We start from the raw sequence: 13437 nt of genomic DNA on the forward strand, positions 1-13437 counted from the left end.
CCACCGCGGCCACCCGCAGGGTGGTGGGAATCACATCATTGGAGCTCTGTCCGTAGTTGACGTGGTCATTGGGGTGCACCGCCAGTTCGGTCGGCAGGTGCCGGTTGGCCAGGCTGGCGATCACCTCGTTGGCATTCATGTTGGAGGAGGTGCCCGAACCGGTCTGGTAGATGTCCACCGGAAACTGGGCGTCATGGCGGTTGGCCGCCACTTCGGTGGCGGCACTGTCGATGGCCTGGGCCCGCTCCGCGGACAATGCCCCCAGACGGCCGTTGATCCGCGCCGCCGCGCTCTTGACCAGGCCCAGCGCGGCGATGAAACGGGCCGGCATCGGCCGCCCGGAAACCGGGAAATTGTTGACCGCGCGCTGGGTCTGCGCCCCCCACAGGGCCTCGGCCGGCACCTGCAGCGGCCCCATCGAATCGTGCTCGGTGCGCCCGTTGTCCTTGTCCATGACCACCACCAATACGCTTGGGTAAGGAAAATAAAACCCGATGATGCCTGCCCGGCACTGCGGCCGCATCCTTCCGGTCGCGTAGAATATGGCCCCCTGCCGTTACAGCTCCGTCACTGACATGTCGCACTCTGCCCTGCTTGCCCTGTCCCCGCTCGATGGTCGTTACGCTTCCAAGGTCGACGCCCTGCGGCCGATCTTCTCCGAATACGGCCTGATCCGTGCCCGCATCAAGGTCGAGATCGAATGGCTGCTGGCCCTGGCCGGCGAGCCGGGCATCGTCGAACTGGCCCCGTTCTCTGCCGCCGCCGCTGCCCGCCTGCGCGCCCTGGCCGCGGATTTCTCGCCGCAGCAGGCTGCCCGGGTCAAGGAAATCGAGCGCACCACCAACCATGACGTCAAGGCAGTGGAGTACTTCATCAAGGAGCAGCTGCGCGATGACGCCGAGCTCGCCCCGGCCCTGGAATTCGTGCATTTCGCCTGCACCAGCGAGGACATCAACAACCTGTCCTACGGCCTGATGCTCGAAGAAGCCCGCCGCACCGTGGTACTGCCGGCCTACCAGGGCATTGCCGCCAGCCTGCGCCAGCTGGCCCACGACCAGGCCAGCCAGCCGATGCTCTCGCGTACCCACGGCCAGACCGCCTCGCCGACCACCCTGGGCAAGGAAATGGCCAATGTCGTGGCCCGCCTGGAACGCCAGATCAGCCAGATCGCCAGCGTCGAGCTGACCGGCAAGATCAACGGCGCGGTCGGCAACTACAACGCCCACATCGCCTCCTACCCGGCCGTTGACTGGCCGGCCTTCGCCGAGAAGTTCGTCACCTCGCTGGGCCTGGTGTTCAACCCCTACACCACCCAGATCGAGCCGCACGACAACATCGCCGAGATCGGCGATGCCGCCCGCCGCGCCAACATCATCCTGATCGACCTGGCCCGCGACATCTGGGGCTACATCTCCCAGGGCTACTTCAAGCAGAAGCTCAAGGAGGGCGAAGTCGGCTCCTCGACCATGCCGCACAAGGTCAACCCGATCGATTTCGAGAACGCCGAAGGCAATTTCGGCATCGCCAACGCCCTGCTGGAACACTTCAGCGCCAAGCTGCCGATCAGCCGCTGGCAGCGTGACCTGACCGACTCCACCGTGCTGCGCGCGCTGGGCACCGCCTTCGGCCATGGCCAGGTCGGCCTGGAATCGCTGGCCAAGGGCCTGGGCAAGCTGACCGTCAACCCGGAGCGTCTGGACGCCGATCTTGACGCGGCCTGGGAAGTGCTGGCCGAAGCCGTGCAGACGGTGATGCGCCGTTACGGCCTGCCCAACCCCTACGAGCAGCTCAAGGCCCTGACCCGCGGCCACGGCATCACTGAGGCCTCGATGCGGCAGTTCATCGACGGCCTGGACCTGCCGGCCGAGGCCAAGGCCCCGCTGCTGGCCATGACCCCGGGCAGCTACACCGGCCTGGCTGCCGATCTGGCCCGCGCCATCTAAATCGGCACCTGCCCGATTCAGCAAAGACCCGCCCGCGTGCGGGTCTTTGCGTTTTCGCCCCGGCAATTGATCCAGCGCACATCCCGGGGGTGCACTGACCGGCGCGTCGTTGGACAATGGCCTACTTGGGCGCCCGTGTGGCCCCACCCTCACCCGCAGCAAGGATTACCCCATGGCCACCGCCAAGCAGCCCAAGACCTACCCGATCGAAGTCCACGCCAAGCCCGGGCAGATGCTCGGCATGCCGGTAGCCACCTTCCTGCGCGATTACTGGCAGAAGCGCCCGCTGTTGATCCGCAACGCCTTCCCGGACTTTGACACCCCGGTGATGCCCGAGGACCTGGCCGGCCTGGCCTGCGAGCAGGGCGTGCTGGCGCGCCTGATCAGCCATGACGGCAACAACAACGGCTGGCAGGTGCGCACCGGCCCGTTCGCCGAGGAAGACTTCCCGGGCATGCCCGACCACGACTGGACCCTGCTGGTGCAGGACGTGGACAAGTGGGACGGCGACGTGCGCGCGATGACCGAGCACTTCAGCTTCCTGCCGCGCTGGCGCATGGACGATGTGATGATCTCCTTTGCCGCCACCGGCGGCGGCGTCGGCGCCCACGTGGACCAGTACGATGTGTTCCTGATGCAGGCCTTCGGCCAGCGCCGCTGGAAGATCGACGCCTCCGAGTCGACCAAGGGCAAGCGCCCGTCGCTGGATTTCCGCGATGACGCCGAGATCAAGCTGCTCAAGAAGTTCAAGGCCAGCCACGACTGGGTGCTGGGCCCGGGCGACATGCTGTACCTGCCGCCCAACGTGCCGCACGACGGCGTGGCGGTGAACCCCTGCCTGACCTTCTCCTTCGGCATGCGCGCGCCCTCGGCGGCCGAGCTGCTGAGCGATTTTGTCGACGAACTGGTGGCTGGCGCCTGCGATGACGTGCGCTACACCGATGGCGACCTGAAGGCCCCGGTCGATCCCAACGAGATCGACACCGCCGCCCTCAAGCGCGTGGTCAAGGCCCTCAACGCGATCCGCCTGGACGATACCCAGCAGCTGGAGAACTGGTTCGGCCGCTTCATCACCACCTACCGCAGCGCCACCGACATCAGCCCCGGCCCGGACACCCCGGATGCGGTGCACATCGAGCCCTCCCTTGCCGCCGGCTGGGAGCTGCACCGCCACCCGTGGGCACGCGTGGCCTGGCGTGGAACGGCCAGTGGTGCCACCGTCTTCTTCAGTGGCCGCGACTTTGCCGTGGCCGCCAAGGACGCCCCGCTGATCGCCGCAGCCGAGGTGGTGGACCACGCCCTGTGGCGCAAGCTCAGCGCCAAGGGCCGCAAGGCCGTGCTGGCCCTGGTGGCCGCCGGCGGCTACCAGCTGCTGGACCCGCAGGCCGAGGACGAGGACTTTGACGAGCTGGAAGACGAGCAGTACGCCGATGACCAGGCCCGCGCCCTGATTGCCGCCGAGGTCAGCGCTGACGAGGGCGAGGACGAGGACGGCCCGGAGCTGGAAGTGGAATACATCGAGCTGGTCGCCGACCAGGACAGCGATGAGCACGACCAGGACGGTGAGGACGACGACGCACCGGAAATGGAAGTGCAATACACCGAAATTGCCGGCGACAACGACCCGGCCTGAGCCACAGGAACAGCCCATGCACACTGCGGTGACCGTGCAGGCGGTCGATTACCCCAGCCAGTCGGCCGCCCTGCATGCGATCCGGCAGCGCGTGTTCGTCCACGGCCAGGGGATCGACCCGGCGCTGGAGCGCGACAGCGCCGATGCCGGCGCGGTGCACGTGCTGGCCATGGCCGCCGATGGCCAGTGGGTGGGCACCGGGCGCCTGGTCATCGATGCGGCCGGCGAACATGGCCGCATCGGGCGCATGGCCGTGCTGCCGGACTGGCGTGGCCAGGGGGTGGGCGCAGCCATGCTGCAGTGGCTGGAGCAGCAGGCACGCCAGCGCGGTGTCAGCCGGCTCCAGCTGCATGCCCAGTTGCCGGCCCTGGCGCTGTACCTGCGTGCGGGCTGGCTGCCCTGCGGCCCGGAGTTTGTCGAAGCCAGCCTGCCCCACCTGCCCCTGCACAAACGCCTGGATGGCGCGATGGCCGTGGGCGGGGAGCTGGCCGCGCAGGCCGCCCTGGCTTGCATCATCAGCACCACCGGCCGCCAGCTGCGTCTGCTCGCGCCCCTGCTCGACCCCGGCCTGCTCGATGCCCCGCTGGTGCTGGACAGCCTGCGGGCCCTGGCCGCCCGCCGCCAGCCGGTGCAGGTTCAGATCCTGGTCGACGACCCCACCGCGATCGTGCGTTGTGGCGGCGCGGCACTGGCCCTGCTGCAGCGTCGCCCCAGCGTATTCAGCATCCGCCAGCGCTCCCTGGACCACACCACCAGCGCCAATGCCCTGGCCGTCAATGACCGCGGCTACTGGCTGCAGCGGCCCAGTGCCGCCAGCCCGGACGGCCAGGCCGGACTGCCATGGCGACCGTCGACCCAACGCGTGCTGCAGGCCTTCGAGCAGGACTGGTCCTGCGCCGCCGATTGCCCGGAGCTGCGACCGCTGCGCCTGTAAGCGCCGCACGCGTGGCGGCCCGGCGCTGTACTGGTATGCACACATTGGTCTAAAGGATCAGACCCATACACACCCTCGATACCCCGTTAAGCATCCCCGGGGGTATAATCACGAGGTTCAAAAACCAACGTTGGCTGACCAGCACTCCGGCCAGGCACGTCTTACCGTCGACTTACCCCACAAGCGAACCAAAACTCCATCGTGGACAATCTACTCAAGCAGTTTGCGCAGTCATCGCAGCTCGCCGGCGGCAACGCCGCCTACATCGAAGACCTGTACGAGCAGTACCTGGTCTCTCCTGACAGCGTCGATCCGAAGTGGAAAACCTACTTCGATGGGTTCAACGGCCGTCAGGCTGGCGACATCCCCCATTCGGCCGTCATCGCGCACATCGCCGATGCTGCCAAGAAGGGCCCGACCCTTGCTGCTGAAGGTACTGGCGACGAGCGCGAGCGCAACGTCGGCCGCCTGATCACTGCCTACCGCTCGCGCGGCCACCTGGCTGCCAAGCTGGACCCGCTGGGCCTGACCCCGCCCAACAATGCGCCGGATCTGGACCTGCCGTTCCACAACCTGTCGCAGTCGGACCTGAATGCCGAGTTCAGCACCGGCGGCATCGCCGGCCAGCCGCGCATGAAGCTGCGCGACCTGCTGGCCCGCCTGCAGGCCACCTACACCGGCTCGATCGGTGCCGAGTTCATGCACATTGCTGAAGTCGAGCAGCGCCAGTGGCTGTACAAGCGCCTGGAACAGGACGGCGGCAACTACGGCCTGTCGGCTGATCTGAAGAAGCGCACCCTGGAGCGCCTGACCGCTGCCGAAGGCCTGGAACGCTACCTGCACACCAAGTACGTCGGCCAGAAGCGCTTCTCGCTGGAAGGCGGCGAATCGCTGATCCCGATGATGGACCGCCTGATCCGCCGCTCCGGTGGCGATGGCGTCAAGGACATCATCATCGGCATGGCCCACCGCGGCCGCCTGAACATGCTGGTCAACGTGCTGGGCAAGAGCCCGCGCAAGCTGTTTGACGAATTCGAAGGCAAGTTCGAGCACGACGACCGTGCCCACGCCGGCGACGTGAAGTACCACATGGGCTTCTCCGCCGATGTGGTCACCGACGGCGAGCCGGCCCACCTGACCCTGGCCTTCAACCCGTCGCACCTGGAAATCGTGGCCCCGGTGGTCGTCGGTTCGGTGCGTTCGCGCCAGGAACGTCGCGAAGACGCGGCGATGAACCAGGTGATGCCGATCATCATCCACGGCGACTCGGCCTTTGCCGGCCAGGGCGTGGTGATGGAACTGTTCCAGATGTCCCAGGCCCGCGGCTTCACCGTCGGCGGCACCGTGCACATCGTGGTCAACAACCAGGTTGGCTTCACCACTTCCAACCCGGATGACACCCGTTCGACCCTGTACTGCACCGACGTGGCCCGCATGATCGACGCCCCGGTGTTCCATGTGAACGGCGATGACCCGGAAGCCGTCGTGTATGCCGCCCAGCTGGCCTACGACTTCCGTCAGCAGTTCAAGAAGGACGTGGTCATCGACCTGATGTGCTACCGCCGTTGGGGCCACAACGAGGCCGACGAGCCGTCGATCACCCAGCCGCTGATGTACCAGGTGATCCGCAAGCACAAGACCACCCGCGAGCTCTACGCTGAAAAGCTGGAAAGCGCCGGCCTGATCGAAGCCGGTGCCGGCAAGGCCCTGGTGGACGATTTCCGCGACAAGCTGGACGCCGGCGAAGTGACCACCGAGCTGGCCGACCTGGGCAAGACCCCGACCTCCTCGCGCCTGTTTGTCGACTGGGCCAAGTACCTGGCCGGCAACCTGTCCGATGCGATCTCCACCGCCGTGGCGCTGGACAAGCTCAAGGCCCTGGCCGCCAACATCACCACCATCCCGGCCGAGGTCAAGCTGCACTCGCGCGTGGCCAAGGTGTATGACGACCGTCGCAAGATGGCCGCCGGCGAGCAGCTGGCTGACTGGGGCTTTGCCGAGAACCTGGCCTACGCCACCCTGCTGGACGAAGGCTACGGCATGCGTCTGGTCGGCCAGGACGTGGGCCGCGGCACCTTCACCCACCGTCACGCGATCCTGCACGAGCAGACCACCGACGCCTACTACCTGCCGCTGCGCCAGCTGGTGGACCGTCCGTCCAAGGTTGCCGTGATCGACTCGCTGCTCAGCGAAGAGGCCGTGATGGCCTTCGAGTACGGCTTCTCGACCACCGATCCGAACACCCTGTGCATCTGGGAAGGCCAGTTCGGCGACTTCGCCAACGGCGCCCAGGTCGTGATCGACCAGTTCATCGCTTCCGGTGAAGCCAAGTGGGGCCGCATTTCCGGCCTGACCCTGCTGCTGCCGCACGGCTATGAAGGCCAGGGCCCGGAACACAGCTCGGCGCGCCTGGAGCGCTTCCTGCAGCTGTGCGCCAAGGAAAACATGCTGGTCTGCGTGCCGTCGACCCCGGCCCAGGCATTCCACATGCTGCGTCGCCAGATGCACCTGACCACCCGCAAGCCGCTGGTTGTCATGAGCCCGAAGTCGCTGCTGCGCCACAAGCTGGCCGTGTCCAGCCTGGAAGAAATGGCCAACGGCCAGTTCCAGACCGTGATTGCCGACAGCAACGCCACCGACAATGCCGCCGTCAAGCGCGTGGTGCTGTGCTCGGGCAAGGTCTACTACGACCTGCTTGAAGACGCCCGTTCGCGCAACCAGGAAGACGTCGCCCTGGTCCGCGTGGAGCAGCTGTATCCGTTCCCGCGCGCCGCCGTGAAGGCTGAGCTGGCCAAGTACCCGAATGCCACCGATGTGGTCTGGGCACAGGAAGAGCCGATGAACCAGGGTGCCTGGTACCAGATCCGTCACCACCTGCAGGCGGTCGTCGGCACTCTGGGCCTGCACTACGCTGGCCGTCCGGGCTCGCCGTCGCCGGCCGTTGGCCACATGGCCGACCACCTGGCCGAGCTCAAGCAGCTGCTGGCCGATGCACTGGTCAATGCCTTTGACGACAACAAGTACGTCGACTAAGCCTTCCCTTCTCCACAGAATCGCAAATCAGGAAATTCATCACATGGCCACCGAAGTCAAAGCCCCGGTTCTGCCCGAATCCGTCGCCGACGGCACCATCGCTGCATGGCACGTCAAGGTCGGCGACCAGGTCACCCGTGACCAGAACCTGCTGGATCTGGAAACCGACAAGGTCGTTCTGGAAGTGCCGGCCCCGGTCGACGGCGTGATCAAGGAGCTGAAGTTCGCCGAAGGCGATGCCGTGACCTCCAGCCAGGTCGTTGCCATCATCGAGGAAGGCGCCGTTGCCGCTGCTCCGGCTGCCGCCCCGGCCGCCGCTGCTGCTCCGGCTCCGGCCGCTGCTGCCCCGGCCGCTCCGACTGCTGCCGCTCCGGTCCCGGCTGCTGCCGGCGCTGCTGCCACCCTGCCCCCGGGCGCCCGCTTCTCGGCCATCACCGAAGGCGTGAACCCGGCTGACGTGGACGGCACCGGCCGTCGCGGCGCCGTGACCAAGGAAGACATCGTCAACTTCGCCCGCAACGGCGGTGCCGCCAAGGCCTCCGGTGCCCGCGCCGAAGAGCGCGTGCCGATGACCCGCATGCGCGCCCGCATTGCCGAGCGTCTGATGCAGTCGAAGAACTCGACCGCCATGTTGACCACCTTCAACGAGGTCAACCTGTCCAAGGTCATGACCGCGCGCAAGGAACTGCAGGAAGAGTTCGTCAAGGCCCATGGCATCAAGCTGGGCTTCATGAGCTTCTTCGTGAAGGCCGCTGCCAACGCCCTGGCCCGCTTCCCGCTGGTCAATGCCTCCATCGATGGCAACGACATCGTCTACCACGGCTATTCGGACGTCTCCATCGCCGTGTCCACCGAGAAGGGTCTGGTCACCCCGGTCATCCGCAACGTCGAGCGCATGGGCTTTGCCGATATCGAAAAGGCCATTGCCGAATACGCCAAGAAGGCCCGTGACGGCAAGCTGAGCCTGGAAGAACTGCAGGGCGGTACCTTCACCGTGACCAACGGCGGCACCTTCGGCTCGCTGCTGTCCACCCCGATCGTCAACCCGCCGCAGAGCGCCATCCTGGGCATGCACGCCATCAAGGAGCGTCCGATCGCCGAAAACGGCCAGGTCGTGATCGCCCCGATGATGTACCTGGCACTGTCCTACGACCACCGCATCATCGATGGCAAGGACTCGGTCCAGTTCCTGGTTGACATCAAGAACCAGCTGGAAAACCCGGGCCGCATGCTGCTGGGCCTGTAAGCGTCAAGCACGAACGAGTGGAGAGGAACGGGAAACGAGAGGAAGGCCATGCTTTTCCCTTGTTTCTCGTTTCTCTTTTCTCGTTCCTTGTCACCAAGCGAATTGAACAAGGGATATCCCGCACATGTCTGAAAACTTCGACGTCGTCGTCATCGGTGCTGGCCCGGCCGGCTACCATGCCGCCATCCGCGCTGCCCAGCTGGGCCTGAAGACCGCCTGCATCGATGCCGCCATCGGCAAGGACGGCAATCCGGCCCTGGGTGGCACCTGCCTGCGCGTGGGCTGCGTCCCGTCCAAGGCCCTGCTGGACTCGACCCACCAGTACGAGAACATGCTGCACAAGTTCGACCAGCACGGCATCAGCTTCTCCAATGCCGCGATGGACGTGAACAAGATGGTGGCCCGCAAGGACGCCATCGTGAAGCAGTTCACCGGCGGCATCGCCATGCTGTTCAAGGCCAACAAGATTGCCACCTACTACGGCTTCGGCCAGCTGCAGGCCGGCAACGTGGTCAGCGTCAAGCAGCATGACGGCTCCACCGTCGAGCTGAAGGGCACCAATGTCATCATCGCCGCCGGTTCGGATTCGATCGAACTGCCGTTTGCCAAGTTCGACGGCAAGTACATCGTCGACAACGTCGGCGCCCTGGACTTCACCGATGTGCCCAAGCGCCTGGCCGTGATCGGCGCCGGCGTGATCGGCCTGGAACTGGGTTCGGTGTGGAAGCGCCTGGGCGCGGAAGTCACCATCCTGGAAGCCGCCCCGACCTTCCTGGCTGCCGCCGACGCCGAGGTGTCCAAGCTGGCTGCCCGTGAGTTCAAGAAGGCCGGCTTGGACATCCTGCTGGGCGCCAAGGTCTCCAAGACCGAAGTGGTCGGCGAGGAAGTCGTGGTCACCTACACCGATGCCCAGGGCACCGAGCAGACCATCACCGTGGACCGCCTGCTGGTCGCCGTTGGCCGCAAGGCAGCCTCCAAGGGCCTGCTGGGCGAAGGCACCGGCGTGCAGCTCAACGAGCGCGGCCAGGTCGTGGTCGATGACCACTGCCACACCGGCGTCAACGGCGTGTGGGCCATCGGCGACTGCGTGCGCGGCCCGATGCTGGCCCACAAGGGCTTTGAGGAAGGCATCGCGGTGGCCGAGCTGATCGCCGGCCTGCCGGGCCACGTCAACTTCGACACCATCCCGTATGTGATCTACACCGGTCCGGAAATTGCCTGGGTCGGCAAGACCGAGCAGCAGCTCAAGGAAGAAGGCGTGCCGTACAAGGCCGGCAGCTTCCCGTTCGCCGCTGTCGGCCGCGCCGTGGCCATGGCTGAAGCCACCGGTTTTGTGAAGGTGCTGGCACATGCCGAAACCGACCGCGTGCTGGGCCTGCACATCATCGGCGCCAATGCCTCCGAGCTGGTGCACGAAGGCGTGCTGACCATGGAGTTCAGCGGTTCGGCTGACGACCTGGCCCGCATCTGCCACGCCCACCCGACCCTGTCGGAGGCGATCCACGATGCGGCCATGGCCGTGTCCAAGCGCGCCATCCACAAGACCAACTGATCCATCGGTTGATCTGTGACAGCGAAGGCCCTGCACCCGCAGGGCCTTCGCCTTTTGCATTACTGGAGTACTCATGAAGTCTGTCTGTGTCTATTGCGGCGCCAATGCCGGCGCCGACCCGATCTACCAGCAAGCCGCCACTGCCCTGGGCAATCGCCTGGCCGGCGACGGCCTGCGCCTGGTCTACGGCGGTGGCAACACCGGCCTGATGGGCGCGGTGGCCAATGGCGTACTGGATGCCGGCGGGCAAGTAACCGGCGTGATTCCGCAGCACCTGGTGGACTGGGAAGTTGCCCACAAGGGCCTGACCAGCCTGGAAGTGGTGGGCTCCATGCATGAGCGCAAGTCGCGCATGTTCGACCTGGCCGACGGCTTCATCGCCCTGCCCGGCGGCTTCGGCACCCTGGAAGAAGTGTTCGAGATGCTGACCTGGCGCCAGCTCAACATCGGCCAGAAGCCGATCGCCTTCCTCAACATCAACGGCTATTACAGCCCGCTGATGGCGATGATCGACCACATGGTCGGCGAAAAATTCCTGCATGCCGACCAGCGCCACGACCTGTGGTTCGGCGAGGATGTGGATGCCATGCTGGCCTGGATGGCCCACTACACCCCGGGCGATGCCGGCAAGTGGTTTGACGAGAAGCGCCGCGCCGCGCTGCGCTGATGCACGGCCACCTGCAGGCTTTGTGCCAGCCTTCACGCTGGCACTACAATGCAGGCAATGCCCTACACCCTCGCCCAGCCGGTCCAGTACGAACAGGACATCAAGCACAGCCGCTTCCTGGCCCTGGCCAGCCCGGTGCAGACGCCCGAACAGGCGATGGACTACCTGCGCCAGGTCAGTGTGGCCGATGCCACCCACAATTGCTGGGCGTACCGCATCGGCCAGAACTACCGCTCCAGTGATGATGGCGAACCGGCCGGCACTGCCGGCCGCCCGATCCTGGCCGCCATTGATGGCCAGGGTTTTGACCAGGTCATGGTGGTGCTGATCCGCTGGTATGGCGGCATCAAACTCGGCGCCGGCGGCCTGGTCCGCGCCTATGGCGGCACCGCCGCCGAATGCCTGCGTACCGCACCACGGCGCGAGCTGGTGCGCTATTGCCAGGCCAGCATCAACAGCCCGTTCGAGGACCTGGGGCTGCTGCACACCTGCCTGGATGCCCACCTGGCCGAAAAACTGAGCGAGCACTTCGATGAGCACGGCGCGCAACTGCACGTGCGCCTGCCCCATGCCCAACTGGCCGGCTTGAGCCTGCGTCTGCGCGATGCCTCGCGCAACCGGATCACGGTCACCTGCGATGAGCCTGACCACGATGCAAGCTGATCCCGCACCGACTCCCCGCCGCCGCTTCGACAGCCTGACCGCGATCTGGCCGTTCCTGCGCCGTTATCCCGGCCTGCTCAGCGGCTGGCTGATCGCCCTTGGCCTGTCCAGCCTGGCCACCCTGTGCCTGCCCCTGGCCATCGGCCGCATGATCGACCAGGGCTTTGGCAGTGACACCCGCATCGACAGTGCCTTCGGCATCCTGTTCCTGGTCGCGGTAGGCCTGGGTCTGGCCACCGCCGCACGCCTTTACTTTGTTTCGTTACTTGGCGAAAGCGTAATACGTAATCTACGTGATCAACTGTATGCGCACCTGATCCGCCTGGACGCCAGCTTCCACGACAGCAACCGCAGCGGCGAGCTGATCTCGCGCCTGGCCACCGATTCGGAGCTGCTGCGCACCATGGTCGCCACCACCATCTCGGTGGCCCTGCGCTCTGCCGTCACCGCCATCGGCGCCCTGATCGGCCTGTTCGCCACCAGCCCCTGGCTGGCCGCCTACAGCCTGCTGGGTATCCCGCTGGCGGTGCTGCCGGTGATCCTGGGTGCGCGCCGCCTCAAGCGCGCCTCGCGCGACAGCCAGGACGCCATTGCCGATGCCACCAGCCGCGCCAGCGAACGCCTGGGCGCGATCCGCACCGTGCAGGCCTATGCCCGCGAGGATTACGAACAGCAGCGCTACCGCCTCAACCTGGATGTGGCCCTGGCCACCGCGCGTCGACGCATCAGCACCCAGGCCCTGGTCACAGCCGCGGCCATCGTGCTGATCTTCGGCGCGATCGTGCTGGTGCTGTGGAACGGGGCCCACGCCGTGGCCGGCGGGGAGATGACCGCCGGTGCCCTGGGCCAGTTCGTGGTGTTTGCGATGATCGGCGGCGGCTCGATCGGCGCCTTGGCCGAAGTCTGGAACGAACTGCAGCGTGCCGCCGGTGGCATGGGCCGGGTCAACGAACTGCTGGCCCAGAGCGTCAACATCCAGCCGCCGGCCCGCCCCCTGCCCCTGCCCAGCCCGGTGCGCGGCGAACTGGAACTGCGCGCCCTGCACTTCCACTACCCCCACCGCAGCCAGAGCCCGGTGCTGGACGGGATCAACCTGCACATCCTGCCGGGCCAGACCGTGGCCCTGGTCGGCCCCTCCGGTGCCGGCAAGAGCTCCCTGCTCAGCCTGCTGATGCGCTTCTACGACCCGCAGCAGGGCCAGGTCTGCCTGGACGGGCGTGATGTACGCCAGTTCGACCCGCAGCAGCTGCGCCAGGTCATGGCCCTGGTGCCCCAGCATCCCGTACTGTTTGCCGGATCGGCCATGGACAACATCCGTTACGGCCGCCTGGATGCCAGCGACGAAGAGGTGATTGCCGCCGCCCGCGCCGCCGAAGCCGACAGCTTCCTGTCCACCCTGCCCGATGGCTATGCCACCGAACTGGGCGAACGCGGCACGCGCCTGTCCGGCGGCCAGCAGCAGCGCGTGGCCATTGCCCGCGCCCTGCTGCGCGATGCCCCGGTGCTGCTGCTGGACGAAGCCACCAGCGCCCTGGATGCACAGAGCGAGCATGCCGTGCAGCAGGCCCTGACCCGGCTGATGGCCGGGCGCACCACGGTGGTGATTGCCCACCGGCTGGCCACGGTCAAGGCCGCCGACCGCATCGTGGTGATCGACAAGGGACGGATCGTGGCCGAAGGCCGGCATGAGGAACTGCTGGCCGCCGGCGGCCTGTATGCCGAGCTGGCCCGCCTGCAGTTCATCGACTGAGACCCTGCCCCGCCGC

Annotated in this window: 10 protein-coding genes; 9 read left to right on the top strand and 1 reads right to left on the bottom strand. The window is 66.5% G+C overall.

The features are described from left to right. Positions 1-454: lyase family protein (locus ABB30_RS10010; RefSeq protein WP_245626480.1), on the bottom strand; the 454-nt coding region annotated here is incomplete at its 3' end. 121 nt (positions 455-575) lie between these two features. On the opposite strand from ABB30_RS10010, the gene purB reads away from it, so the two are divergent. The 9 genes from purB (at position 576) to ABB30_RS10055 (ending at position 13421) form a co-directional block, all read left to right on the top strand. Continuing rightward, the gene (gene purB, locus ABB30_RS10015) at positions 576-1943 is read left to right on the top strand and encodes an adenylosuccinate lyase (protein ID WP_057638172.1); all 1368 of its coding nucleotides are present in this window, start codon (positions 576-578) and stop codon (positions 1941-1943) included. Between the two features lie 172 nt (positions 1944-2115). Beyond that, positions 2116-3576 carry a cupin domain-containing protein gene (locus tag ABB30_RS10020; protein WP_057638173.1) on the top strand — a complete coding sequence of 487 codons (1461 nt, stop codon included), beginning with the start codon at positions 2116-2118 and terminating at the stop codon, positions 3574-3576. A gap of 16 nt (positions 3577-3592) precedes the next feature. Continuing rightward, positions 3593-4510 (top strand): GNAT family N-acetyltransferase, encoded by a 918-nt coding sequence (locus ABB30_RS10025; RefSeq protein WP_161808850.1) that lies wholly within the window; start codon positions 3593-3595, stop codon positions 4508-4510. 201 nt (positions 4511-4711) lie between these two features. After that, positions 4712-7543 (top strand): 2-oxoglutarate dehydrogenase E1 component, encoded by a 2832-nt coding sequence (locus tag ABB30_RS10030; RefSeq protein ID WP_057638175.1) that lies wholly within the window; start codon positions 4712-4714, stop codon positions 7541-7543. A 43-nt stretch (positions 7544-7586) separates the two neighbouring features. Further along, positions 7587-8789, top strand: a complete 1203-nt coding sequence (gene sucB / locus ABB30_RS10035; protein WP_057638176.1) for a dihydrolipoyllysine-residue succinyltransferase — start codon at positions 7587-7589, stop codon at positions 8787-8789. A gap of 124 nt (positions 8790-8913) precedes the next feature. Beyond that, positions 8914-10341: a dihydrolipoyl dehydrogenase gene (gene lpdA, locus ABB30_RS10040; protein WP_057638177.1), complete on the top strand. Its 1428-nt coding sequence runs from the start codon at positions 8914-8916 to the stop codon at positions 10339-10341. A 73-nt stretch (positions 10342-10414) separates the two neighbouring features. Continuing rightward, positions 10415-11008 (top strand): LOG family protein, encoded by a 594-nt coding sequence (locus ABB30_RS10045; protein ID WP_057638178.1) that lies wholly within the window; start codon positions 10415-10417, stop codon positions 11006-11008. Between the two features lie 48 nt (positions 11009-11056). Then, the gene (locus ABB30_RS10050; protein ID WP_057638179.1) at positions 11057-11671 is read left to right on the top strand and encodes an IMPACT family protein; all 615 of its coding nucleotides are present in this window, start codon (positions 11057-11059) and stop codon (positions 11669-11671) included. Further along, on the top strand, positions 11661-13421 hold the full coding sequence (locus tag ABB30_RS10055; protein WP_057638254.1) for an ABC transporter transmembrane domain-containing protein: 1761 nt from the start codon (positions 11661-11663) through the stop codon (positions 13419-13421). The genes ABB30_RS10050 and ABB30_RS10055 overlap by 11 nt, the downstream gene beginning before the upstream one ends. Positions 13422-13437 lie beyond the last annotated feature (16 nt).

Source organism: Stenotrophomonas ginsengisoli, assembly GCF_001431485.1.
Taxonomy (GTDB): Bacteria; Pseudomonadota; Gammaproteobacteria; order Xanthomonadales; family Xanthomonadaceae; genus Stenotrophomonas; species Stenotrophomonas ginsengisoli.

What these genes read in the sequence shown, in the direction of transcription:
- ABB30_RS10055 (WP_057638254.1), top strand. Translation starts at nt 11,661, where the DNA reads ATGCAAGCTGATCCCGCACCGACTCCCCGCCGCCGCTTCGACAGCCTG.
- ABB30_RS10020 (WP_057638173.1), top strand. Translation starts at nt 2,116, where the DNA reads ATGGCCACCGCCAAGCAGCCCAAGACCTACCCGATCGAAGTCCACGCC.
- ABB30_RS10025 (WP_161808850.1), top strand. Translation starts at nt 3,593, where the DNA reads ATGCACACTGCGGTGACCGTGCAGGCGGTCGATTACCCCAGCCAGTCG.
- lpdA (WP_057638177.1), top strand. Translation starts at nt 8,914, where the DNA reads ATGTCTGAAAACTTCGACGTCGTCGTCATCGGTGCTGGCCCGGCCGGC.
- ABB30_RS10050 (WP_057638179.1), top strand. Translation starts at nt 11,057, where the DNA reads ATGCAGGCAATGCCCTACACCCTCGCCCAGCCGGTCCAGTACGAACAG.
- purB (WP_057638172.1), top strand. Translation starts at nt 576, where the DNA reads ATGTCGCACTCTGCCCTGCTTGCCCTGTCCCCGCTCGATGGTCGTTAC.
- ABB30_RS10045 (WP_057638178.1), top strand. Translation starts at nt 10,415, where the DNA reads ATGAAGTCTGTCTGTGTCTATTGCGGCGCCAATGCCGGCGCCGACCCG.
- sucB (WP_057638176.1), top strand. Translation starts at nt 7,587, where the DNA reads ATGGCCACCGAAGTCAAAGCCCCGGTTCTGCCCGAATCCGTCGCCGAC.